Origin of the sequence: uncultured Aureimonas sp. (genome assembly GCF_913775355.1) — a bacterium.
Taxonomy (GTDB): domain Bacteria; phylum Pseudomonadota; class Alphaproteobacteria; order Rhizobiales; family Rhizobiaceae; genus Aureimonas.
Genome location: NZ_CAJYIU010000304.1, coordinates 1 through 22,853 on the forward strand (window position 1 = coordinate 1; position 22,853 = coordinate 22,853).

The 22,853-nt window shown below is 67.6% G+C and carries 22 protein-coding genes, 2 tRNA genes and 1 pseudogene; 9 read left to right on the forward strand and 16 right to left on the reverse strand.

Going from position 1 to position 22,853, the window contains the following annotated elements; genetic code table 11:
* The 4 genes and pseudogenes from QZ753_RS18505 to QZ753_RS18520 form a co-directional block, all read right to left on the reverse strand.
* Nucleotides 1-625, reverse strand: a pseudogene (locus tag QZ753_RS18505) (hypothetical protein); the annotation flags it as partial.
* A gap of 195 nt (nucleotides 626-820) precedes the next feature.
* Nucleotides 821-2,236, reverse strand: a complete 1,416-nt coding sequence (locus QZ753_RS18510; protein ID WP_294645802.1) for a TolC family outer membrane protein — start codon at nucleotides 2,234-2,236, stop codon at nucleotides 821-823.
* Nucleotides 2,237-2,460: 224 nt separating this feature from the next.
* Nucleotides 2,461-3,111 (reverse strand): protein-L-isoaspartate O-methyltransferase, encoded by a 651-nt coding sequence (locus tag QZ753_RS18515; protein WP_294645803.1) that lies wholly within the window; start codon nucleotides 3,109-3,111, stop codon nucleotides 2,461-2,463.
* Between the two features lie 142 nt (nucleotides 3,112-3,253).
* A tRNA-Cys gene (locus tag QZ753_RS18520) sits at nucleotides 3,254-3,327 on the reverse strand.
* Nucleotides 3,328-3,532: 205 nt separating this feature from the next.
* Between QZ753_RS18520 and QZ753_RS18525 the strand changes: the two genes are divergently transcribed.
* Nucleotides 3,533-3,907 carry a response regulator gene (locus QZ753_RS18525; protein WP_294645805.1) on the forward strand — a complete coding sequence of 125 codons (375 nt, stop codon included), beginning with the start codon at nucleotides 3,533-3,535 and terminating at the stop codon, nucleotides 3,905-3,907.
* Between the two features lie 29 nt (nucleotides 3,908-3,936).
* Here QZ753_RS18525 and QZ753_RS18530 read toward each other — a convergent pair whose 3' ends face one another.
* Nucleotides 3,937-4,062, reverse strand: coding sequence for a hypothetical protein (locus tag QZ753_RS18530; RefSeq protein WP_294645806.1), 126 nt, complete (start codon nucleotides 4,060-4,062; stop codon nucleotides 3,937-3,939).
* A 246-nt stretch (nucleotides 4,063-4,308) separates the two neighbouring features.
* Between QZ753_RS18530 and QZ753_RS18535 the strand changes: the two genes are divergently transcribed.
* Nucleotides 4,309-4,467 (forward strand): DUF3563 family protein, encoded by a 159-nt coding sequence (locus QZ753_RS18535; protein ID WP_294645807.1) that lies wholly within the window; start codon nucleotides 4,309-4,311, stop codon nucleotides 4,465-4,467.
* 121 nt (nucleotides 4,468-4,588) lie between these two features.
* Here QZ753_RS18535 and QZ753_RS18540 read toward each other — a convergent pair.
* Nucleotides 4,589-4,663, reverse strand: a tRNA-Asn gene (locus tag QZ753_RS18540).
* A 176-nt stretch (nucleotides 4,664-4,839) separates the two neighbouring features.
* Between QZ753_RS18540 and QZ753_RS18545 the strand changes: the two genes are divergently transcribed.
* Nucleotides 4,840-5,127, forward strand: coding sequence for a hypothetical protein (locus tag QZ753_RS18545; protein WP_294645808.1), 288 nt, complete (start codon nucleotides 4,840-4,842; stop codon nucleotides 5,125-5,127).
* A gap of 202 nt (nucleotides 5,128-5,329) precedes the next feature.
* Nucleotides 5,330-7,171, forward strand: coding sequence for a DEAD/DEAH box helicase (locus tag QZ753_RS18550; protein WP_294645810.1), 1,842 nt, complete (start codon nucleotides 5,330-5,332; stop codon nucleotides 7,169-7,171).
* A gap of 57 nt (nucleotides 7,172-7,228) precedes the next feature.
* Here the strand turns inward: QZ753_RS18550 and QZ753_RS18555 are convergent, their stop codons facing one another.
* Nucleotides 7,229-7,627, reverse strand: coding sequence for a hypothetical protein (locus QZ753_RS18555; RefSeq protein ID WP_294645811.1), 399 nt, complete (start codon nucleotides 7,625-7,627; stop codon nucleotides 7,229-7,231).
* 76 nt (nucleotides 7,628-7,703) lie between these two features.
* Complete coding sequence (locus tag QZ753_RS18560) at nucleotides 7,704-8,717, reverse strand: rhodanese-related sulfurtransferase (protein WP_294645813.1); 1,014 nt, start codon at nucleotides 8,715-8,717, stop codon at nucleotides 7,704-7,706.
* On the opposite strand from QZ753_RS18560, the gene QZ753_RS18565 reads away from it, so the two are divergent.
* Nucleotides 8,679-9,584, forward strand: a complete 906-nt coding sequence (locus QZ753_RS18565) for an MBL fold metallo-hydrolase (RefSeq protein ID WP_294645814.1) — start codon at nucleotides 8,679-8,681, stop codon at nucleotides 9,582-9,584. The two genes, QZ753_RS18560 and QZ753_RS18565, sit on opposite strands and share 39 nt — an antisense overlap.
* Before the next feature lie 5 nt (nucleotides 9,585-9,589).
* Here the strand turns inward: QZ753_RS18565 and QZ753_RS18570 are convergent, their stop codons facing one another.
* From QZ753_RS18570 to QZ753_RS18595, 6 genes are all read right to left on the reverse strand, one after another.
* The gene (locus tag QZ753_RS18570; protein WP_294645815.1) at nucleotides 9,590-10,435 is read right to left on the reverse strand and encodes a DUF1499 domain-containing protein; all 846 of its coding nucleotides are present in this window, start codon (nucleotides 10,433-10,435) and stop codon (nucleotides 9,590-9,592) included.
* Nucleotides 10,436-10,511: 76 nt separating this feature from the next.
* A complete protein-coding gene (ppdK, locus tag QZ753_RS18575) occupies nucleotides 10,512-13,190 on the reverse strand; it encodes a pyruvate, phosphate dikinase (RefSeq protein ID WP_294645817.1) in 2,679 nt (892 codons plus the stop codon).
* Nucleotides 13,191-13,333: 143 nt separating this feature from the next.
* Entirely contained in the window at nucleotides 13,334-14,080 is a 747-nt protein-coding gene (locus QZ753_RS18580; protein ID WP_294645819.1) for a DsbA family protein, read from the reverse strand.
* A gap of 123 nt (nucleotides 14,081-14,203) precedes the next feature.
* A complete protein-coding gene (locus QZ753_RS18585; protein WP_294645821.1) occupies nucleotides 14,204-14,731 on the reverse strand; it encodes a DUF721 domain-containing protein in 528 nt (175 codons plus the stop codon).
* Nucleotides 14,728-15,909, reverse strand: a complete 1,182-nt coding sequence (locus tag QZ753_RS18590) for an O-antigen ligase family protein (protein WP_294645823.1) — start codon at nucleotides 15,907-15,909, stop codon at nucleotides 14,728-14,730. The genes QZ753_RS18585 and QZ753_RS18590 overlap by 4 nt, the downstream gene beginning before the upstream one ends.
* 41 nt (nucleotides 15,910-15,950) lie before the next feature.
* Nucleotides 15,951-16,700 (reverse strand): glycosyltransferase family 25 protein, encoded by a 750-nt coding sequence (locus QZ753_RS18595; protein WP_294645825.1) that lies wholly within the window; start codon nucleotides 16,698-16,700, stop codon nucleotides 15,951-15,953.
* Between the two features lie 43 nt (nucleotides 16,701-16,743).
* Between QZ753_RS18595 and mutY the strand changes: the two genes are divergently transcribed.
* Nucleotides 16,744-17,838, forward strand: a complete 1,095-nt coding sequence (mutY, locus tag QZ753_RS18600) for an A/G-specific adenine glycosylase (protein WP_294645827.1) — start codon at nucleotides 16,744-16,746, stop codon at nucleotides 17,836-17,838.
* Here mutY and QZ753_RS18605 read toward each other — a convergent pair.
* Nucleotides 17,835-18,971 (reverse strand): site-specific DNA-methyltransferase, encoded by a 1,137-nt coding sequence (locus tag QZ753_RS18605; RefSeq protein ID WP_294645829.1) that lies wholly within the window; start codon nucleotides 18,969-18,971, stop codon nucleotides 17,835-17,837. The genes mutY and QZ753_RS18605 overlap by 4 nt on opposite strands.
* Before the next feature lie 159 nt (nucleotides 18,972-19,130).
* Here QZ753_RS18605 and QZ753_RS18610 point away from each other — a divergent pair, with 159 nt between their 5' ends.
* Nucleotides 19,131-19,814, forward strand: coding sequence for an HAD family phosphatase (locus tag QZ753_RS18610; RefSeq protein WP_294645830.1), 684 nt, complete (start codon nucleotides 19,131-19,133; stop codon nucleotides 19,812-19,814).
* 4 nt (nucleotides 19,815-19,818) lie between these two features.
* Here the strand turns inward: QZ753_RS18610 and QZ753_RS18615 are convergent, their stop codons facing one another.
* Nucleotides 19,819-20,376, reverse strand: coding sequence for a hypothetical protein (locus QZ753_RS18615; protein ID WP_294645832.1), 558 nt, complete (start codon nucleotides 20,374-20,376; stop codon nucleotides 19,819-19,821).
* A 122-nt stretch (nucleotides 20,377-20,498) separates the two neighbouring features.
* Here QZ753_RS18615 and thrC point away from each other — a divergent pair, with 122 nt between their 5' ends.
* Entirely contained in the window at nucleotides 20,499-21,908 is a 1,410-nt protein-coding gene (gene thrC / locus QZ753_RS18620; RefSeq protein WP_294645834.1) for a threonine synthase, read from the forward strand.
* The coding region (locus tag QZ753_RS18625) for a pitrilysin family protein (protein ID WP_294645836.1) at nucleotides 21,905-22,853 on the forward strand (949 nt) is incomplete at its 3' end. The genes thrC and QZ753_RS18625, both read left to right, overlap by 4 nt.

Below are 22,853 nucleotides of genomic sequence, written 5' to 3' on the forward strand. Positions count from 1 at the left end.
CGCCGACGAGCTGGCCCGTCGTCGGCGACACCAGCGGCGGGGGCGTGTCGCCGAACCGGCTCGTGGACGCAGCTCCCTCGTCCGCCCGGCGCGCGTCGGAGTTGGCGGGCTCGAAGGCGTTGCGCTCTATCGGAGCCTCGTAGCTGGTGGACAATTGCGCGTTCGGAAGGCTCGCGCCCACGTCCGGCTGACCGGCGCCGATCGGCAGAGGGACTGAATGGGGATCGGCGTCTTGGCTCATGGAACGGGATCCTTGTTCCGAAAAGCGGTCATCCTGCGGCCGCTCGACAGCCGCTTCCACATCAGCCGCCTCGTAGCCCGTCTCGATCCGCTCCCAGGTCGCCGCGAGTTCCGTCTCGAGTTCGGCGGTGAGATGATCGTCGTCGGCGAAATGCTGCTGGGCAGCGGGATGCGCGGGTTCCGACGGCGATGGAAAGCGCAGCTGCGCGGGCGCAGCGCTCACGTCAGCCTGTACGCTGACCGACACGGGCTCCTGAAAGGAGGCGCCAGCCAGGAAGGCCGGGATCTGCCGGGCCGCACCGACGGCTGCCTCCCGATTCGCCACGGACGACTTTTCGTCGCCCGTCTCGATGATCCGTCGGATGGATGCGAGGATCTCGTCCATAGACGGCTCCTGCGCGACACTCGCCTTGCTCATGAAACCCGTACCCGATCTGGATTCGCGACCGCCACCCGACGCGCATCTGCTGGGAGAGTACGCCCCTTGCGCCTGATCAGGAATCCCCGGTTCGTTCGAAGGGCAGTTTATAAACGAATTTTTAATCCGATCGGGCTGGACGCCGAGAAGCCCGGCCGCGCGTCAGCGCCCGTCCGGCGTCCGCAGCCCGTACCATTTGTCCTGCACGGCCTGATAATGCTGCTCCGGCTCGTAGCGATCGACCGCCAGAGCGAGCCGGTCGGGCAGCAGGCTGCCAACCGCGGACGCCAGCGTGTAGGCGGCCACGATCGTGTCGCGCTGCGCGCCGGCCAGAAGGATCTGTGCGGTTATCACGTCGGACTGCGCGTTCAGGACGTCGAGCGTCGTACGCTGACCGACGTTACGCTCCTCCACGACGCCGTTCAGCGCGAGTTGCGCGGCGGCGACCTGGGCGCGGTAGCCCTGCACATTGGCCTCCGCCGCCTGGCGCTGGGCCCAGGCGCTCGCCACGGCCGAGCGGACCTGATCGCGAACGTTGTCGACCTCGATCCGGCGCTGCGACAGCGTTTCCTTGGCCTGACGCACGCGCGAGGCGACGAGGCCGCCCTGATAGATAGGAACGGTCAGCTGCGCGGCGACCGTGCCGGAAACCTCGTTCTGCGTGTTCACGTCGACGCCGGGCAACTGGTTGGGCTCCCGGTCCGACAGCGCATAGGCATTGTCGATCTGCCCCGTGACAGCCAGCGTCGGCAGGCGTGCGCCCTCGGCGGACTTCACCTGGAACGAGGCGGCATCGACGGCGAACTTGGTCGCCTGGATCGCGGGGTGCTGCTCCTGCGAGACGCGCACGGCCTCGCCGACCGTCGAAGGGATCGCCCCGCGGTTCGGCGGCGTTCCGGCTTCGAGGTTGCCCGGCGGATCGCCGACGACGTCGAGATACTGGGCTTCGCTGCTGGCCACCTGGGACAGCGCCGTGTTGAGAAGCGCGGTCGCCAGCGCCTGCTGGGCCTGGGCCTGCGCGACGTCGGTCCGCGTGCCCTCGCCCACGTCGAAACGAGCCTGCGCCGCGCGGACCTGCTCGTTGAGGAAGGCGAGGCTCTGACGCCGGAATGCCGCGACTTCGCGATCGCGGCGCACGTTCATGAAGACGGTGACGGTGTCGAGGAGCGTATCCTGCACCGTGTTGTCGAGGTTCTTTTGGGAGGCGCGGACCTGCGCCTGCGCGGCATTGACGTTGTTCGGGGTCTGAAACCCGTCGAACAGCGTCTGGTTCACCTGGATGCCGGTGGTGACGACGCCGGTCCGAAGCTTCTGGGTCTCAAGCCCGTCACCGAACGTGGTGCGCGATCGCGACCCTTGCGTCGACACGACACCCTGCACGCGCGGGCGGAGCCCGGCGCGCGCCTGCGGCACGTTCTCGTCGGTCGCCCGAAGCTGGGCGCGGGCGGAGTTGAGGCTCTGGCTGTTCGAATAGGCCTTGGCCAGCGCTTCCCGAAGGGTCTCAGCGTTGGCGAGATCGACGCTCGTCGCCATCAGAAGCGCCGAGAGGGAGGCCAGGATCCACGTCTTCTTGCGCAAGATGCATTCTCCGAAATCGGACGTATGCCAAACACACCGGCACACGAGAGGCCCAGACGAACCTCGCCTGAACCTTATCGAGTAGGATGTGTACCGAACGACGTCCAAACGCCAGCCCGCAGAGCGACGGTCGACGGTTTTGCACGGCGGGTGTGGCGCGACTCAAACACTTGGCGAATGTAAGTTTCGCGACCGAAGGCTTGAGCCGCCCTTACGGCTCGGTGTCAGAAGACGAATTCGCGCGGCTTGGCGAAACCGGGCAGAGCCGGGATGTGGCAGTTGAACGCGAAGCGGTCGGAGATGATTCCGTCCTCCTTCGTGTAGAGCTTCGCCATGCCCGACGCACCCGACCGCTCGACGACGACAAGGCGCCCGCGGTCCTTCAACTGGTCGATATGCGCCTTCGGAAGCGCTTCGACCGAACCCTCGAAGACGATCACGTCGTAGGGCGCCTCACCCGCCCAGCCGTCCTTCAACGGGCCGGTGACCACGGCGACGTTGACGATCCCGAGCGCGTCGAAGGCCTTGGTCGCCTTGGCCGCGAGATCCGCATCCTCTTCCAGCGCGACGATCGAGCCGGCGAGGTGGGACAGGACAGCCGAGGAGTAGCCCGTGCCGCAACCGACATCGAGCACCACGTCCTGAGGCAGAATTTCGGCAAGCTGGATCAGCTTGGCCAGCGGCGACGGCGAAATCAGCGCGCGACCGTTGCCGAGCGGAATATCGGAATCGATGTAGGCGAGCGCCTTCCGCTCGTCGGGCACGAACGCCTCGCGCGGGACGCTGAGGAAGGCGCGCAGCGTCTCGTGCGACGTCACGTCGGTCGTGCGAATCTGGTTGTCCACCATCTTCACGCGGGCGGCAGCGAAATCCATGTCAGGCCTCGGATCGATTGCTCAGCCCATCCCATATTCGCCGCCCCGCTGGCTGACAAGCGAAAGCACCCCGATCGAGGGATGGGGCGCAAGGAGAATTCGAAGGGGGAGAGACGCCTCAGAGGGGCGGGACGTCTGGTGCTGGAGGCCTCGCCGGGAATCGAACCCGGGTGCAAGGATTTGCAGTCCTCTGCGTCACCACTCCGCCACGAGGCCTCAACGGCGCGCTTGGTACGTGGAGCCGACGGTTTGCGCAAGCCCCGCGGGAGCCATTTCACGGCGAGGCCGGGAACGGGCGGACAACGCCCTGCCCCGCTCTTTCCATCCGACGATCGTGGCTCATGTGTCGAACCGATGACGCCCGGATGCGTTTGGCACGGCACGCCCGCCGTTCTGCCACCATCAAGCCCGTGACGGACCCATGCTCCAGAACAAACAGATCCTGCTGGTCGAAGACGATTTCCTGATTGCGCGCCCCCTGGCCGAGAAGCTGGAGGATGCCGGCGCGACCGTTGTCGGCCCGACGGCGACGATCGAGGAATCAATCGCCCTGATTGCCCGCGTCCCGGACATCGATGCCGCGCTGATGGACGTCAATCTCGCCGGCGAGATGAGCTACCCGGTCGCCTACGATCTGGTGCGTCGCGGTGTGCCGTTCGTGTTCCTGACGGCCTACGATCCGTCCCTGGTCGCCGCGCGCTTCCGCGACGTTCCGGTATTCGCCAAACCGGTCGAGTTCGAGCGCGTCATGGAAGCGCTGCAGGCGCTGACGGATCGCCAGGCGCAAGCGAACTGAACGTTCGGGCGCCAAACCGGCGGCGTGGATTAGAAGCTGACGGTCCCGCCAAGCAGGACGAGGTTCAATCCGGCCAGCCAGATCACGCTGGACAGAAGGCACCCCAGCGTCATGCCGCGCGCGGCACAGAGCGAATCTCTCGTATGCTTCGTCATGGTCCGTCCCCTCCGTCTGGCGTTCTTCTTATCGGAACGTCCGTTGCTGCCGAGTGTATGGAACAATGAATTCCTGGCAATCCCGGATTTGCGGGAAGCATACAATTTGACACAAATTGTTTGCGTCATCCGGCAAATCCCCGCCGGGGTTGCGCGAATCGCATAGCGGCCTTGCATCATGCTGCATTGCAACACACGGCAACGGCAGCCATCTTGATCTTGTCGATACCAACTGGAGACAAGATCATGAGCATCACCCGCCGCCTGCGCGCCGCGTTTCGCGCTCCGTCGCACGAAGAACGCGCCCTTGCCTATCTGAACGAGTCGACGTCGCTGGCCGACCTGGAGCGTCGCGAGCGCGAGATCGACTCCGGCCGCTTCCGTCAGAACCGTCACGCGTTCTGACAGCGTCGCAATGAGATGACCTCAGCGTACTGAACGGCAGCGCGAACAGCAGTCTGCCGCTCTCCGCGTTGCCAACACAGGCAACCGGGCGTCTCGACGATCAGCACTTCAAGATGATTTGTGGCTCCCCGGGCCGGATTCGAACCAGCGACCGATCGATTAACAGTCGATTGCTCTACCACTGAGCTACCGGGGAAAAGTTCGCCCTGCGAACGAGGGTGCGTATACCCACGGGTTCGCGGTTTGCCAAGTGGTTCTGTCATATTCGGCAAAAAAATCTTGTCCGCCTCGCTTCGAACGAGGTTGTCCGCCACCTCCCTCGGCATCACATCCTTCCGCACCGGCGGATCAGGCAGAGGGCTTAGGGGCGGCGTGGAAGAGACGGCAGTGAAACGGCGCGAGTTCTTCCGGCTTCGCGGTCACACGGTCCATATCTTCGGCCGCAAGTTCCGGCTGCCCGCCAACCGCGCGGCGCGGATGGCGGTCGGAATCGGCTTCATCATCGGCGGGTTTCTCGCCTTCCTGCCGGTCTTCGGCATCTGGATGCTGCCGCTGGGCCTTCTGATCCTGTCGATCGATCTCGCCTTCGTGCGCCGCTGGCGCCGCAAGGCGGACGTGAAGTGGGGACGCCGGCGTCGGCGCAAGGCCGCCAACGGCTGAGCGTGCCCCTCGCCTTTGCGGCGCGAAAGGCTTATAGCTCCCGCGAACACAACGGTGGTCCTGCAGTCGCAGACCGCCGTTTCTTCTGTTGCACGCCCGTCGGCGGCCGTTCCATCCGGCACATGGGCCTTATTTCTTATCGGCATCGCATCCGACGCGAGGGCCGCGCCCGCAAGGGCCGAACACTCCAAGGACGATCCGCTTGGCCTTTCCCCCCATTCATCCGGCTCTCGCTCGCGCCCTCGAAGGCCGCGATTACAAGGACCCGACTCCCGTTCAGAAGAGCGTGGTCGAAGCTGCCGCCGACAGCCGCGATCTTCTCGTGTCCGCGCAGACCGGCTCGGGCAAGACGGTCGCCTACGGCCTCGCCATGGGCCAGACGCTTCTGGAAGGGCAGGATACGCTCGGCGAAGCGGGTAGCCCGCTTGGCCTCATCATCGCCCCGACGCGCGAGCTCGCGCTGCAGGTGAGCGACGAGTTGCGCTGGCTGTTCGCCGAAGCGGTCGCGCGGATCGTCACCTGCGTCGGCGGCATGGATGCCCGGACAGAGCAGAAGGCGCTGTTCCGCGGTGCTCACCTCGTCGTGGGCACGCCGGGCCGCCTGCGAGATCATCTGGAGCGCGGCAACCTGCGCACGCAGGATCTGCGCGTCGTCGTCCTCGACGAGGCCGACGAAATGCTGAACCTCGGCTTCCGCGAGGATCTCGAGTTCATCCTGGAAGCGACCCCCGCTGAGCGTCGGACGCTGCTCTTCTCCGCCACCTTGCCCAAGCCGATCGTCGCGCTGACCAAGCGCTATCAGACGAACGCGCTGCGCATCGAGGTCGCGAACCAGAGCTCGAGCCATTCCGACATCGAGTATCGCGCGATCCGCGTCGCGCCGACCGAGATCGAGCACGCCGTCGTCAATTTGCTTCGCCAAGCCGAGTCGCCAACGGCGATCGTCTTCTGCAACACGCGCGAACAGGTTCGCCATCTCCACACCGGTCTTCTCGACCGTGGGTTCGGCGCGGTGTCGCTCTCGGGTGAATTGGGCCAAGCGGAGCGGAATCAGGCTCTCCAGGCGTTGCGCGACGGCCGCTCGCGCGTGTGCGTGGCGACCGACGTCGCGGCGCGCGGCATCGACCTGCCGAACCTCGGGCTCGTGATTCACGCCGAACTGCCGAACGACGCGGAAACGCTGCAGCATCGCAGCGGGCGGACGGGACGCGCCGGGCGCAAGGGCGTTTCGGTACTCCTCGTGCCGCTGTCGAAGCGCCGCAAGGCCGATCGGCTCCTGACCGACGCGAAAATCCGCCCGGTCTGGAGCGCTCCTCCGTCGGCCGACGAGATCCGCGCACTCGACCGCGACCGTTTGCTGACCGACCCGCTGTTCTCCGATGAGGCGGGCGACGACGATCTCGCGACAGCGGGCGTTCTCGTCGAGCGCTTCTCGCCGATGGAGATTGCGTCGGCCTTCGCAAGGCTCTACCGGCAGAAGCTTCCGGCGCCCGAGGACATCTACGATCCCGGCCCCGGCCGCGACGACAAGGCAGGCCGCAAGGCCAATGCCGAGCCGCGCAGCCGACGGGATGGCGAGCGCGAGGAAGGTGGCGGCGGTCGGCACGCCATTGGTCCCGCCGTCTGGTTCCACCTCGACATCGGGCGTCGAAACAACGCTGATCCGAAGTGGCTTCTTCCGCTCCTCTGCCGTCGCGGCAAGGTCACGCGCGAGGACATCGGCGCGATCCGCATCTTCGATAAGGAGACGAAGGTGGAAATTCGTGCCGATGCCGCAGAGCGCTTCGCCTCGGCCGCGCAGGGCAGCGACGACGATATCACGGTGACGCGGATGGAGGGCGGCGCTCCGCCGGCCGGTCGCGACCGCGATCGCGATGGCGGCAACGCCGGCAAGGCCGGGCGCCCGCCTCGTGCTCAGAAGGCTTTCGCGCGTCAGGCGGATGGCGACGCCCCGCGCCGGGGTCCGCCGAAGTTCGGCGCGAAGGGGCCCGGCAAGGGTGCGGGTAAGCCGAGCCGCCCCGGCAAGCCGCGCCGGGCCGACTGACCGGTCGGATACGACATCGATATTGGGCGGGACGTACCCGCCCGATATCGAAAGCCGTCAGCCGCAGATCGCGGCGTTGAGGTGCGCCGACGAGGCCGCACCACCCTGTCGGTAGCGGTATTCGACCTCCTGCACCTCGCCGCGGCGGAAGGCGGAGTACCAGAGGCTGCACCGCTCGCTGCGCTCGCTGTCGCGCAGGAGATGAAGATCGACCCGCTCGTCCGCGACGAATTCGAGGGTCACCTTGCGGCCGTCAAACCCGACATTCTCGAGAACCGATCCGTCCGCCTGAGGGATCGGCAGGCTCGAGCGGAGGTCGCCGATGAGCGTGCTCGCTGTTCCGACGGGACCATAGAGGCCGCTGGCATCCAGCTCTCGAACGAGAAGCGCCGACGCTGTCAGGCTGACGCCTGCGAGACCGGCCAGATGAAGCTTGCGATTGCGAAACGCTTGCACGGCGACTCTCCAGCATCGGAGCGATTGCGATTGAAACGTTTCAATACGGAAGATGTTGCAATGCGGTGAAGACGGACTAACCGTCGCGGCTAAACTTATCCACACTCTTCATCTGCGCATGGCGCATCCGCAGGCGAGCGCGCTTCTCGTCGCTCAATTCGGCCGCGCAGTGCGGGCAGGACACCCCCTCCTCGTATCGCGGATCGGCGCGATCGTCCGGCGAGAGAGGGCTGCCGCATCCGAAACAGGACTGCCAGTCCGCCGGCCGTACTGCCGACGCGACAGCCGTACGGTTGTCGAAGACGTAGCAGTCACCCTGCCAAAGGCTCTCCTCCGCCGGGACGACTTCGAGATACTTGAGAATGCCACCCTTCAGGTGCCGGACATCCTCAAAGCCGTGCGCAAGAAGGTAGCTCGATGCCTTCTCGCAGCGGATGCCGCCGGTACAGAACATCGCGATCCTGCGATGGCGGTCGGGATCCAGTTGTTGCTCGGCAAAATCCTTGAACTGCGTGAAGTTTTCGATCCGCGGGTCTACCGAATGCGCGAATGTCCCGACGCGCGTCTCGTAGACATTGCGCGTGTCGAGGACGAGGGTTTCGGGATCGCTGATCAAAGCGTTCCAGTCCTCCGGCTCGACATAGGTGCCCACCTGACGCGCCGGATCGGCCTCCGGGGCGCGCATGGTGATGATTTCCGGGCGCACGCGGATGCGCAGGCGCGCGAACGGCTGCTCCGCAGCCTCCGAGAACTTGACCTCACCCGCGCGGATGCCGAAGTCGTGGTCCAGACGATCGAGGACGGCATCGATGCCCGCTCTGTGACCGGCAATGGTCCCGTTGATCCCTTCCGGCGCCACGAGAATCGTGCCGCAGATCGCCTCTCGTGTACAGAGATCGAGTAGCACCGCGCGCAGGCCGGACGGGTCGAGAACGGGCACGAAACGGTAGAGCGCGGCAATGGTCCAGATCATGTCCGCCGCTATATCGCGAAGCTCTCGGGATGGCCAAGCCGGATCGCGCGCCGAAGGAAACCACATGCGGGACGCGCAATGAGCCTCGACCTGAACCAGGAATTCGATCCACGGCATGGATGGCCGGTTCCCGTCGAAGAGGGCATCGTGCGCGTCACGGCGCCCAATGCCGGGCCGATGACGTTCCACGGCACGAACAGCTATCTGGTCGGACAGGACCGCCTACTCGTTGTCGATCCCGGACCGGACGACGACGCTCACCTCCGGGCGCTCCTTTCGGCGATCGACGGTCGTCCCGTGGACGCAATTCTGGTGACGCACACGCATCTCGATCACTCCGCGCTGGCGACGCGGCTTTCGCAGACAACCTCGGCTCCCCTCGCCGCGCAAGGCCCGCATCGCACCGCCCGCCCGCTTCTCGACGGGGAGGTCAATCTCCTGGACGCCGCCTCGGACCTGGCGTTCACCCCCGACATCGTCGTTCCCGAAGGCGCCACGATCCGGCTCGGCGAGACGGTGCTGCGAGGTCTCCACACGCCCGGTCACACCGGCAATCACATGGCGTTCGCGCTGGAGGAGACGGGTATCCTGTTCTCCGGCGATCATGTCATGGCGTGGGCGACGAGCGTGGTCGCGCCGCCCGACGGTTCGATGTCGGACTACATGCGCTCGCTCGACCGGTTGCTGGAGCGCTCGGATCGCCGCTATCTGCCGGGCCATGGCGGGCCAGTCGAGAATCCCGCCGCGTTCGTGCGCGGCCTGCGCGCCCATCGGCGCATGCGCGAGAGCGCAGTTCTCGAAAAGGTCCGCGCCGGCCTGTCGACGGTGCCCGAGATGGTGGCGGCGATCTACCACACCACGGACCGACGGCTGCACGGCGCGGCGGGGCTTTCGGTCCTCGCCCATCTGGAAAGCCTGATCGAGCGGGACCTCGTGCAGCCCGAGGGCCCGTTCGGGCTGACCAGCCGATACCGCCCCGCCTGACGGGCCTACTCTTCCTGCACAATGCCTTCGGCGGCGCGCATCGCCTCGTCGACGCCGTTCAGGAAGGCGACGATGATCCGCCGGTTCTGGCCGAGATCCCGGTCGAGGTCGCGCGAAGCGGACCGCATGTCGATGAAGGTCTGCGCTCCTTCCTCGGCAATACGGATCGTCACATCGCTTGGGAAGGCGAAGATCGGGGCGTAGGCGACGGCCTGGATCGTGTATTCACGAGCATCCTTCATCGCGAAACGATCCTGCGGCTCCGCGGCAATGCTGCCGCGCAGGGTCGGGATCGGCACCGCGACCGTGCCGCTGACACCGAGGTCCTCGCTGTCACGCGGCGGCGTCAGGCTGCTCTGCACATCGGTGATCTCGATGCCCTCTTGCTCGAGGGCGGTCCGGGCCGCCTCGTAGACCATGGACGCGGTGGCTTGATAATCGCGCCCCGCCAGCACGGCGTCGGGCGAGCCCGACGCCGTCGCCAGGGGGGCCAGCGCCGCGTCGACCAGCCCGGCGGTCTCGGCACTCGCCCCCTCGGGGAAATGACGATAGAGGAACGCCGCACCGGCGAACGGCAGAAGGGCGAGAGCGGCGATGACGAGAGCCGAAACGGCTCGGCCGCCGCCGATGGCGCCGCGCCGCCACACCTTGACGATTGCGACGAGCGCCAGCAGCAGGCCGAGCGCGGCAAGGCCGCCCGCCAGAAGCAGCGTCCAGGACAGGTCCTGAAGGTCGAGGAGGTGCAGGCGGAACAGGACGATGCCGACCGGAATGAGCGCGACCGCGAAAGCCGCAAAGCTCCACGCCCAGCCGGCCGTGCGGGCCCGCGTCCTGATGTAGTGTCCGGCCAAGTCGTTCTGCTCCGATACCTGCCGTGGCGATCCTAGCGCAGCTGCGCGGTCGGCGACATGGGGGCTGGAAGGCGGATCAATGCCGTCCGCGGGTCTTGGGCGCCGCTGCGGCCCGCAGCGCGCGCTCGAAGCGGATCGCCGCCTGCGCGGCCGCGAGGCGCGCGATCGGCACGCGATACGGCGAGCACGACACATAGTCGAGGCCGGTCCGCTCGAAGAAGGCGATGGAATTCGGATCGCCACCCTGCTCGCCGCAGACCCCAAGCGAAATATCCGGCCGGGTCCGCCGGGCCTTCTCGACGCCCATCGCGATGAGTTCGCCGACGCCCTCGATGTCGAGCGACTGGAACGGGTCGCGCTCGATGATGCCCTGACGTTCGTAGGTCGACAGGAAGTTCGCCGCGTCGTCGCGGGAGATGCCGTAGACCGTCTGCGTCAGGTCGTTGGTACCGAATGAGAAAAAGTCGGCGACCTCGGCGATCGTATCAGCGCGCACGATGGCACGCGGCAATTCGATCATGGTGCCGACGAGATAGTCGACGCTCTTGCCGCGTTCCTGCTTGACAAGTTCCGCGATCCGCTCGATGCGCGCCTTCACGAAGTCGAGCTCGCGCCGCAGCCCGACGAGCGGCACCATGATCTCCGGGACCACGGCCTTGCCCTTGCGCTCGCCGGCCTCGATCGCCGCCTCGAAGATCGCGCGCGCCTGCATCTCGACGATCTCGGGATGCGAGATCGCGAGGCGGCACCCGCGGTGGCCGAGCATCGGATTGAATTCGTGAAGCGCCTCGATCCGCTCGGCGACGTAGGCCGGGCTCATGCTGAGCATCACGGCGGTCTCGGCGATCTCCTGCTCGCCCTTCGGCAGGAACTCGTGGAGCGGCGGATCGAGGAGACGGATCGTGACCGGCATGCCGGCCATGATCTCGAAGAGCTCGATGAAGTCGGAACGCTGGATCGGCAGGAGGCGTTCGAGCGCCGCGCGTCGACCGGCTTCGTCCGATGCGAGGATCATCTCGCGCATCATGGAGATGCGCTCGCCCTCGAAGAACATGTGTTCGGTGCGGCAGAGGCCGATGCCCTCGGCCCCGAAGGCACGTGCGGCGCGCGCTTCGGCCGGCGTTTCGGCGTTGGTGCGCACTTCCATGCGCCGCGCGCGATCGGCAAACGACATGAGCGTCGCGAAGTCACCCGTCAGCGACGGGCGCTTCAGCTTGGGCGAGCCGAGGATGACCTCCCCGGACGTGCCGTCGATCGTGATCTGGTCGCCCGCGCGCAGCGTCCGGCCGAGCGCGATCACGGTTCCAGCTTCCTGGTTGATGCGGACGGAACCCGCACCGGTCACGCAGGGCTTGCCGATGCCGCGCGCCACGACGGCCGCGTGGCTGGTGGTGCCGCCGCGCACCGTGAGGACGCCTTCGGTCACGTGCATGCCGTGCACGTCCTCCGGCAGGGTCTCGTTGCGCACCAGAATGGTCTTGCGCCCTTCCGCCGCCATCGCGATCGCCTGCTCGGACGAGAACACGATCGCGCCGCTGGCGGCGCCCGGCGAGGCCGGCATGCCCTTGGCTATGACGAGGATCTCTTCGCCGCGCTCGATGGTCGGATGAAGGAGCTGGTCGAGCGACGACGGCTCGATCCGCAGCAGCGCGTCCTCCTCGGCGATCTGCCCTTCCCGGACCATCTCGACCGCGATTCGGATGGCTTCTGCGACGTTCCGGCGCGCGATGCGGGACTGCAGGAAGAACAGCTCGCCGTCGCCAACCATGAAGTCGACCTCGGTGGCATCACCCACATGCGCCTCGATCCGGCGCACGTAGTCGGTCAGCGCGCCGAGGTCGGCGGGAAACAGGTCCGGCTCGGCGTCGATCCGCTCGAGGCTAAGCGGCTCCGTAATGCCGGCCGGACTCGCGCCATCGCGGTTGCCGAAGACGAACTCGCCGGTCAGGCGCGGCTCGCCAGTCTTCAGATCGCGCGACAGTGCGCGTCCCGTGCCCGACTTCTCGCCGCGCTCGTTGAAGATCATGGAGTGCACGGTGATCGCCACGCCGGCATTCTCGGAAATGCCGTGTGCAAGGCGGAAGGCCCGCGCGACCGGCCCGCGCCAGCTGGCAAAGCTCGCCTCGATCACGCGGTAGAGCTGCTCGAGCGGCGTCTGCGGCATCGGATTGCCGACTTCGTCCTCGACGAAACGCAGGTAGGCGGCGATCAGCGCGCGCCAGTCGACCAGCGAATGGGGCTCGTCGCCCTCCCAGCCCGCGCGCGCCCGCTCGGTCTCGGCGACCTCCTCGAAGTCGCTGGAATCCACCGCGTGGATCAGGCTGCAGTAGCTCTCGATAAAGCGGCGGTAGGCGCGGAAGGCGAAGCCGACGTCGCCGAGTTCGCGTGCGAGAAGCTCGACCGTCCGGCTATTGAGCCCGAGATCCAGCACCGAGTCGGCCAGCCCCGGCATGACCGCCCGTGCGCTCGTGCGGACGGCGAGAAGCAGCGGCTTCTGCGCGCCGTCCAGCGTGCGCCCGGTCACTTGCTGCAGCCACTCGATCGCCGCCAGAACCTCGTTGCGGATTGCCGGCGGCAGGGCTTCGCTCCCCTCGGCCTCACGCCAGGCGGAGGTCGAGATTGTGAAGCCCGGCGGAACCGGCAGGTCGAGCGAGGCCAGGAGCGCTAGGTTCGAGCCCTTCAGCCCAAGCGCCTCCGCCGGATCCGCAGTGCGGTCCGCCGTTCCACGCATGAACGTGAACAGTCTCTTGGCCATGGAAAACCGGCGCCGTCGCGGCTCGAAGGAGCGTTAAATGAACTCTAGGCGTCAGACATAAGTCAAACCGACGCCTGCGCCAATTGCTGCACTGCAAAAGTTTTGCGCCCGGCACGATGTCGGCCGGGCGCAAAGGCTGTTTCTTAGAGGTGCTTCTCGATCACCGCCGCCATCTCGTCGGCCGAAAGGGCGCCGGCATACTTGTCGCCGTTGACGAAGAAGGTCGGCGTGGCGTTCACGCCGAACTCGTTTTGCCCGGCAGCCTGCACGGCGACGACCTTGCCCTGCAGATCGGTGTCCTTGAGGCAGGCGGCGAACTGATCCTGCGTCATGCCGGCGAGCTGCGCGATCTTGAGAAGCGCGGCAGACGCGTTCTCGGCGCCCGCCCACTCCCGCTGCTGGTCGAACAGGACGTCCACCATCGCGGTGCGCTTGTCGTCGCCCGCGCAACGCGCCAGCATGAAGGCACCGAGCGCGCGCGGGTCGAACGGGAACTCGCGCAGGATCAGCTTGGCCTTGCCGGTGTCGAGGTAGTCCGCCTTGATCTTCGGATAGGTCTCGGAGTGGAAGTCGCGGCAGTGGCTGCAGGTCATCGAGGCGTATTCGACGATCGTCACCGGCGCATCGGCCTTGCCGATGATGATGTCCGGCAGGGCCTGCGGCGCCATCAGCTTGGCGACGTCCACCGTGCCCTCCGGTGCCGGGGCCGTCGCGGCGGACGGATTGGTCTGCGCGGCGGCGGCCGGCGTTGCCGGAGCGGATGCCGGAGTCTCGGACTGCGCGAGGGCGGGCGCCAAGCTCCCGAGCGCGATCCCTGCGGTGAGCAAGCCGGCGAAGAGCGCGCGGGCGCCGGGGTTGAGGGTCCGGGTGCGGGTCGAGGAGACGGGCATCGAGTGATCAGCCTTTCGCAGAAGCCATGATTCGGTTTCGCTTATGGCACGTAGGCGGTCAAATGTGGCGATCCAACGTGCGGCGATGCGCCGATCCTCGCGCGTCACGCAGTGTTGCGCGCGTCAGCGCTTGTCGCGGTCCCGTCCGGCTGCGTTGCGCCGGAGGACGCTTTCGCCGAGGCGCTCCAGCGCCCGGCGCAGTGCGTCGCTCTCGATCCGTGCGGTAACTTCTCGGATCGTCTCGCGGTGGGAGGCTGTCAGGGGGCCGACGGGTGGCTTGCGGTTCGGGCGAACCTGACGCACCGCGCGCTGAACGATCTTGATCCGGTCGACTGCGCGGTAGCCGAAATAGTCGTTTACGCGGCTGAGGATCGTCTCCACCTCGTGCTGCAGGCGAAGCGCGAAGGCGCCCTCGCAGGCGATGACGAGCGTCGCCGGGAGCGCCGTATCATCGCCATACCCCTTCGGCCACACGAGCTTCTCCGGCCGGCACCCCTCCTCCAGCCGCGGACCCACGATTTCGGGCCAGGCGCCGATGAGATCGAGCGACATGCCGGCCTTGCGCGCCACGACGGGCTCGACCAGCTGCGATACGAGATCGCCGATCGGGCGAGCCGCGCGGCGGGGTCCCTTCGGCGGCACGGGCTTCATGGCACCTCTGCCCCGGCCGCGCCGAACGGACGCCTGCGACCAAGCTCCGTGAGGATCACGGCCATGCTGGCGAAGGCGACCAGCACCATCCATTCGTTCAGCAGTACACCGTGGAAGAGGCCGAAGATGACGGTGAAGGCGACGAGCGTGATGCTGGCGTCGCGGACCAATGGGTCGGCAGCGCGGCGCAGCGCGGCGGTCAGGAACGCCGCCATCGCCCCGACCATCAGCGCGACGCCGACGAGCCCGCTCGACAAGGCTTCGTCGAGAACGAGGTTGTGCAGGTGCTGGTAGCGGAGGATTTCCCGTGCGTTGGGTCCGGCTTCGGCCGCGACCTCTTCCATGCGCGCCGTACCGCCGACACCGACGAGCGGATGCTGCGCGAGGACGCGGACGGCCGATGACCACATCGCCATGCGGGTATCGACCGAGCCGACCGCCAGCCCCGTCGCCTCATAGGCCTCGATCTCCGTCACGCCCGACTCGACGCGATCAATGAGGAAGCCGCCGACCGGCACGATGGCCAGCATCGCCACCACGGCCGCGGCAACGAGAGCGAGCGCTCCGCGCCGTCCGCCGGCACGAAGGCGTGGCATCGCGCGGCGGAGATCCAGTACGGCGACCACGATGAAAAGGAGCATGGCCGCCCGCGTACCGCTGAGGACGATCGGGACGGCCGCGAGGTAGGTCCAGATTCGTCCGTCAGGCAGGAAGCGCAACCGGTTGCCTGTCGGCAGGCGGGCCGCGATGGCGACGGCGCCGACGACGAAGGCGAAGATCGCCTCGTTCTTGCCGAGGCCGACGCGAGCGCCGGTCATCGCATAGTCGATCGGCGCGAGGATCACGAGGGCGATGACGCCGATGCGGGCGCCCCAGGCCAGCGCATGCGCGGGATGGCGGACGAGACCGAGACCCAGCGGCAGAAGTGCGCAGGCGAACTCCAGACCCGCGTAGGAGAGGACGCGGTTGCCGTCGAGCGGCTCGCCGCGCGCGAGGCTGAGACCGATCTGCCAGACCGCCCAGGCCGCGAGCACGCCGGTGAAGGCGACCGGCATGCCGCGCCAGCTGCGAGGTCGGGCAAGGGCGAGATAAAGGCCGCAGACCGCAAAGAACAGGAACACCACCTTGCCGACCGAAATCAGCAGGGCGAGGCACGCCGTCCCGATGGCGAGCGCCATCGGGTCCCATCGCCTGCGATGAAGAAGAAGCGTTCGGAACGTCATCGCGAACGCGCTGCCGCGAGCGCGTAGGCGATCCGCCGGACGAGTTCACCGGTCCGGAACAAAAGCGTCGGCAGCCGACGCCACGGCTTCAGCTTGCGGGCGCCATACCGGCCGCCGACCTCGATCTGACTGGTCTTCGAGCGCGGGCTGAAGGTGACGAGATCGTCCCAGACGTCGAAGGTCCGGACCTTCGTGGCCCACCCCCGCTCCAGTGCCACGTCGAACGGCAGGGACATAGGCTTCAAGGCCTCCGCGAGCCTCGAAGCGGCCGAGCGGCGAACGATGTAGGCCGCCGCGCTGCCCGTCGGGCCGTGATAGGCGGCCGACATGGCGCGGCCCTCGACGAGCGCCCGAAGGCGGCGGCGCGACGGGCGGCGGTGATGGGCAAAGCGCACGACGTCCCAGTCGTCCCGCGCCGCGAGGTCCGCCAGCACGGCCGTCATTTCGGGGCGTGGCCGAACGTCGTCCTCGAACACGACGCCCGCTTCGGCAGAACCGGCAGCGATCGCCTCGATCGCGCGGAGATGGCTGAGATAGCAGCCGTACTCGCCTGCCGCCGGCCGCTTGCCGTGTCGCCTGAGGAAGCGCGGCGTGTCGAGCAGGCTGCGCTCGGCGTCGGGGATCGCCTTTCCATCGACGCCGGGGATCCGTATCACGTCGATGCCCGCCGCGGCCATGTCGGCGCGAATGTCCGCAAGACGCTCCGGCGACCGGTCGAGATTGATGACGAAGAAATCGATACGCACGATGCCGGCCCGAACGAGGGGCGATGAAGGCCCGGAAGGGCGGTTGGATGAACGCCGCCCGGAGCGAAGTCAACCCGACCGGACCGACGGGCGCTTCGCGTCGGCGCTGCTCGAATGGTACGACCGGCATGCCCGCGCCCTGCCCTGGCGCGTCTCCCCGGCCGATCTAGAAACCGGCGTCCGACCCGATCCGTATCGTGTCTGGATGTCGGAGATCATGCTGCAGCAGACCACGGTCGCTGCGGTCAAAAGCTACTTCGCGGCCTTCACGGAGCGCTGGCCGACCGTCGAAGCGCTGGCGGCCGCGGAAGATGCCGAAGTGATGGGCGCCTGGGCCGGGCTCGGCTACTACGCGCGCGCCCGCAACCTTCTTGCCTGCGCCCGTGTGGTCGCGTCCGAGCGGGGCGGCCGTTTCCCCGAGACCGCCGCGGCGCTCCGCTCCCTGCCCGGCGTCGGCGACTACACCTCGGCCGCCGTCGCGGCCATCGCCTTCGACGAGCCGGTGGCGGTGGTCGACGGCAACATCGAACGCATTGCAACACGCATCGCCTGCATCGAAACGCCCCTGCCCGCCGCCCGCAAGCCGATCCGGGCGCTCGTGCACGAACTGACGCCGCAGAGGAGACCGGGCGATTTCGCGCAGGCGATGATGGATCTCGGCGCGACGATCTGCACGCCGCGCAAGCCGGCCTGCGTCCTCTGCCCCGTGACCGATCACTGCGAGGCGCGTCGTCTGGGCCGGCAGGAGGAGTTTCCGGTGAAGGCGGCGAAGGGCGCGAAGCCCGCCCGCGTTGGCGCCGCCTTCGTCCTGCGCCGGCCGGCAGACGGTTCGGTCTGGCTGCGTCGCCGTCCCGCCATCGGCCTCCTGGGCGGCATGAGCGAGCCGCCGACGACGGCCTGGAGTTCGCGTGGCGACGGCGCGACGGGCGCGGAGGCGGCGCCCGTCGCCGGCGACTGGCATCTCGCGGGCTTCGTGCCGCACGGTTTCACCCATTTCGACCTGACGCTCGAAGTCTGGGTCGCCGAGCGAGCGGACGATCCTCCGATCGACGGCTGGTGGGCCTCCCCGGCCAGTCTCGCCGCCGAAGCCCTGCCGACCCTGATGCGCCGGGTGCTGGAGCGGGCTGGCGTAACCTAGACCGGTGCCGCCGCCATCTGGTCGCGGACGATCTGGCGAAGCTCGTCGATCACGCGCAGCCGCCCGTTCTCATGCACATGCCAGAACGTCCAGCCGTTGCAGGCGTCGAGACCCTGAACCTTCGCGCCGATCCGATGGATCGAGGCCGCCTCGCCGCCGACCGCGATCGTGCCGTCGGCGCGCACGTTCGCGCGCCAGCGCCCCTTTGCGTCGGTCAGCTCGGTTCCGGGCGTGACGAGGCCGGACTCGACGAGGCTGGCGAAGGGCACGCGCGGTTCGGCGCGCTTCCCGGCCGCGACCCGCAGGATGTCCGCTCCGAGCGGCTCGACCGACAGGATGCGGTCGGCCGCCGCCTCGATATAGTCGTCCTCGCGCTCGATGCCGACGAAGTTGCGCCCGAGGCGCTTGGCGACCGCGCCCGTCGTGCCCGTTCCGAAGAACGGATCGAGGATCGTGTCGCCGGGCTTCGTCGAGGACAGGATGACGCGCGCCAGCAGCGCTTCCGGCTTCTGGGTCGGATGGACCTTCTGCCCCTCGTCGTCCTTCAGCCGCTCGCCGCCCGAGCAGATCGGGAACAGCCAGTCGGACCGCATCTGCGTGTCGTCGTTGGCCGCCTTCATCGCATCGTAGTTGAACGTGTACGCCTTCGCGTCGGCGTTCTTCGACGCCCAGATCATCGTCTCGTGGGCGTTCTGGAACCGCCGGCCGCGGAAGTTCGGCATCGGGTTGGTCTTGCGCCAGACCACGTCGTTCAGGATCCAAAAGCCGAGGTCCTGCATGATGGCGCCGACGCGGAAGATGTTGTGGTACGAGCCGATCACCCAGATCGTGCCGTTCGGCTTGAGGAGGCGTCGTGCCGCCAGCAGCCAGGCGCGGGTAAAGGCGTCGTAGGCGGCGAAGCTCTCGAACCGGTCCCAGGCGTCGTCCACCGCATCGACCTTCGACTGGTCGGGCCGGTGGAGGTCGCCGCCGAGCTGAAGATTGTACGGCGGATCGGCGAAGATCGCGTCGACCGACTTCTCCGGCAGCGCCGCCATCCTCGAAACGCAGTCGCCCTTGATGATCGTGTTTAACCATTCGGGCTTGGCAGAGGGCTCGACGGGAAGACGGTGCAGGGTCTGCAGTTTCGACATCGGGCTACCTTGGACTCGGGACTGAACTCGGAGCCACATGGTTACCGAACGAGCTTAATGATCGGTGAAGCCGGGGCGGGTGTTCAGCCCGCCGACCCTGTGCTACCGGGTCCGCGTCTCCCCTCACCGTTTCGTTTCCAAGTGCCGGAGGGCATCCACATGCCGCTTTCCCTCGTGCTGTTCGACTGCGACGGCGTCCTCGTCGATTCCGAGATCATCTCGGCCAAGGTCGACTCGAAGATGCTGAAGGAGGTCGGCTACGAGATCTCGCCGACCGAGATCGCCGAGCGCTTCGCGGGGCTCACGCAGGACCGGATCGCCGAACTCCTGCAGGAGGAAGCGGGCATCCGCCTGCCGGAGGACTACAACGACCGGCAGCGGCAGGCTCTCGACGAACGGCTGGCCGCCGAGGTCGAGGCGATCGCGGGCGTCCACGAGATGCTGGATCGCATCGACCTGCCGCGAGCCATCTGCTCGAACTCATCCGGCGAACGGCTGAAGATGATGCTGGAGCGCGTGAAGCTCTGGGACCGCTTCCGCCCCTACGTCTTCCCGGCGCGCGAGGTCGGCACGAAGAAGACCAAGCCGGCGCCCGACGTCTATCTCTACGGCTGCCGGGAGTTCGACGCCAAGCCCGCCGAGACGATCGTTCTGGAGGACTCCGTTCACGGCGTTGCCGCAGCCGTGGCAGCCGGCTGCCGTGTCGTCGGCTTCGTCGGAGCGAGCCATACGTACCCGGGTCACGCGGACTCGCTGACCGACGCCGGCGCCGAAACGGTGATCCGGCGCCTGTCGGAGTTCCCCGCGGTCATCGAGGCCTTCGCCGACTGGGAACAGGTCTGACGCGTCAGGAGCCGGGACGCTTGGTGCCGTTCTGCGGCCCCTCGTCGAACCCGGCATAGACCACGAGCGACCGGCCCTTCGGCACGGCGATGCGGATCGCGCGGTCGACGTAGCGGAAGTCCTGCGCCCCGCCGGCCGGGGTTACACCGACGGGCTGCTGGCCGAGCTGGCTATAGACGAGCTGGTTGGCGTCGAGGATCGCGACGCGGATCGGCAACTGGACCTCGCCAGACCGTGCGGACGGGCCGGGGACCACGCGGCCTGCGATGCCGACCTCCATGTAAAGCTGGCCGTCGCGCACGCGGCAGGAGCGCGTCGTGCCCGAGATCGAGGCGATGTACTGAAGATTGTCGCCCTCGCCCTTGCGCAGGATGGCCGTGCCCTCGCGCAGGCTGACCTGCGGGCAGTAGTCCGGCACCGTGCCCTCGCTGGAGGCCGCCCGGACCGGCGCCGGAGCCACCGACGCGCCGCCGCCGCCCGCGGTGCTGCAGGCGCCGAGCGCGAGGCCCGCCAGAACGATGCCGGCGGCGTTGCGTGCGAAGATCAGCTTGGACATATGCATGCGGCGGTTCTTCCCATACCGTGTCGAGCCGTTCTATATCAGGCCACTATCCGGGTTTCGACCGGGCGGGACGCGAAATCCGCGGCGCCCGGTTTTGCCGAACCGAAGGTTTGGGAGTTATCGTGAGATATGTCAGTTCGCGGGGCGAAGCTCCGGTCCTCGGGTTCGCCGACGTTCTTCTCGCGGGCCTCGCCAGCGACGGTGGCCTCTACGTGCCGGAGAGCTGGCCGCAGATCGCTCCGGAAACGATCGCCTCCTTCGCCGGCCGCCCCTACGCCGAAGTCGCCCTCGAAATCCTGAAGCCGTTCGTCGGCGACGAGATCGCGCCGGACGCGCTGGAGCGCATGGTGCGTGAAGCCTACTCGACGTTCCGCCACCCGGCGGTCGCCCCGCTCGTGCAGATCGGCGACCGTCATTTCGTGCTGGAGCTCTTCCACGGCCCGACGCTCGCCTTCAAGGACGTAGCGATGCAGCTTCTGGCGCGGCTGATGGACCATGTCCTCGCACAGCGCGGCCAGCGCGCGACGGTGGTCGGCGCGACCTCCGGCGACACCGGCGGCGCGGCGATCGCGGCCTTCGCCGCCAGCGACCGCACGGACATGTTCATCCTGTTCCCGAAGGGCCGCGTCTCGCCGGTCCAGCAGCGGCAGATGACGACAGCCGGCTCGCAGACCGTTCATGCGGTCGCGATCGAAGGCACGTTCGACGACTGCCAGGCCCTCGTGAAGGCGATGTTCAACGATGCCGCGTTCCGCCGGGAAAGCGCGCTGTCGGGCGTCAATTCGATCAACTGGGCCCGCATCATGGCCCAGATCGTCTACTACTTTACCGCCGCCGCCAGCGTCGGCGCGCCTCGCAAGCCAGTCTCGTTCACCGTGCCCACCGGGAATTTCGGCGACATCTTCGCCGGGTTCGCCGCCAAGCGCATGGGCCTGCCGGTGGAGCGCCTCGTCGTCGCCACCAACGAGAACGACATTCTGGAGCGGTGCCTGCGCACCGGGCGCTACGAGATGGAAGGCGTCCATGCCACCATGTCGCCCTCGATGGACATCGAGATCTCGTCGAATTTCGAGCGGTTGCTGTTCGAGGCGAGCGGGCGTGACGCGGGCGTCATCCGCCGGCTCATGGACCAGCTCAAGCAGTCCCGCGCCTTCACCGTGCCCGATGACATCCTCTCCTACATCCGCGCCGAGTTCGACGCCGGGCGCACCGGCGAAGGCGAAACGGCCGAGACGATCCGCGACCAGCTGGCATCGACCGCCTATCTCCTCGATCCCCACACGGCGGTCGCCGTCGCGGTGGCGGAGAAGCGCATCGGCGACGTGCCGATGATCTCGCTCGGCACGGCTCATCCGGCCAAGTTCCCGGCGTCCGTCAAGGCGGCCTGCGGTACGGAACCGCCCCTGCCGCCGAGCCACGCCGACCTGATGACGAAGGGCGAGCGGTTCGACGTCCTTCCCAACGATCTGGACGCGCTCCAGGCGTACATTCGCGAGCGCAGCCGCGCCGTGCGCCTTGGGGCCGCTGCATGAGCGTCGAGATCACGCGTCTTTCCAACGGGCTGACGATCGCCACCGAAACCATGCCGACGCTGGAAAGCGCGGCGCTCGGCGTCTGGGTCAAGGCCGGGGCGCGTGACGAGGCCGAGGGTGAGCATGGCATCGCCCACCTTCTCGAGCACATGGCCTTCAAGGGCACGAGCCGACGCAGCGCCCGGCAGATCGCCGAAGAAATCGAGGACGTCGGCGGCGAGTTGAACGCCTCGACCAGCGTCGAGACCACCGCCTACTACGCCCGCGTCATGAAAGACGACGTGCCACTTGCGGTCGATATCCTGACCGACATCCTCCTCGACTCGCGCTTCGACGAGGACGAGCTGGCCCGCGAGCAGCACGTCATCCTGCAGGAGATCGGCGCGGCGGAAGACACGCCGGACGACATCGTCTTCGACCACTTCCAGAGCGCGGCCTATGCCGACCAGATTCTCGGCCGTCCCATTCTCGGCACGCGCGAGAGCGTCAGCGGCTTCACCCCGGCCGAAATCCGCGCCTACCTGAAGCGTCACTACTCGCCCGACCAGATGGTGGTATCGGCCGCTGGCGCCGTGTCGCACGACGACGTCGTGCGCCGCGTCGAAGCGGCGTTCGGATCGTCGGCTTCCTCGGCGGAGGGGACGCATCGCCGCGAGCCTGCCGTCTATACAGGCGGCGACTTCCGCGAGGAACGCGATCTCGCCGACGCGCAGATGGTGCTCGGCTTTCCCGGCCGCCCCTACTACCAGCGCGATTTCTATGCCGCGCAGGTGCTCTCGATCATCCTCGGCGGCGGCATGTCGTCCCGCCTGTTCCAGGAAATCCGCGAGACGCGCGGCCTCTGCTACGCGATCTCGGCGTTCCACTGGAGCTTCTCCGACACCGGCATCTTCGGCGTCCATGCCGCGACCGGCGAAGAGGAAATGGCCGAGCTCGCGCCGGTGA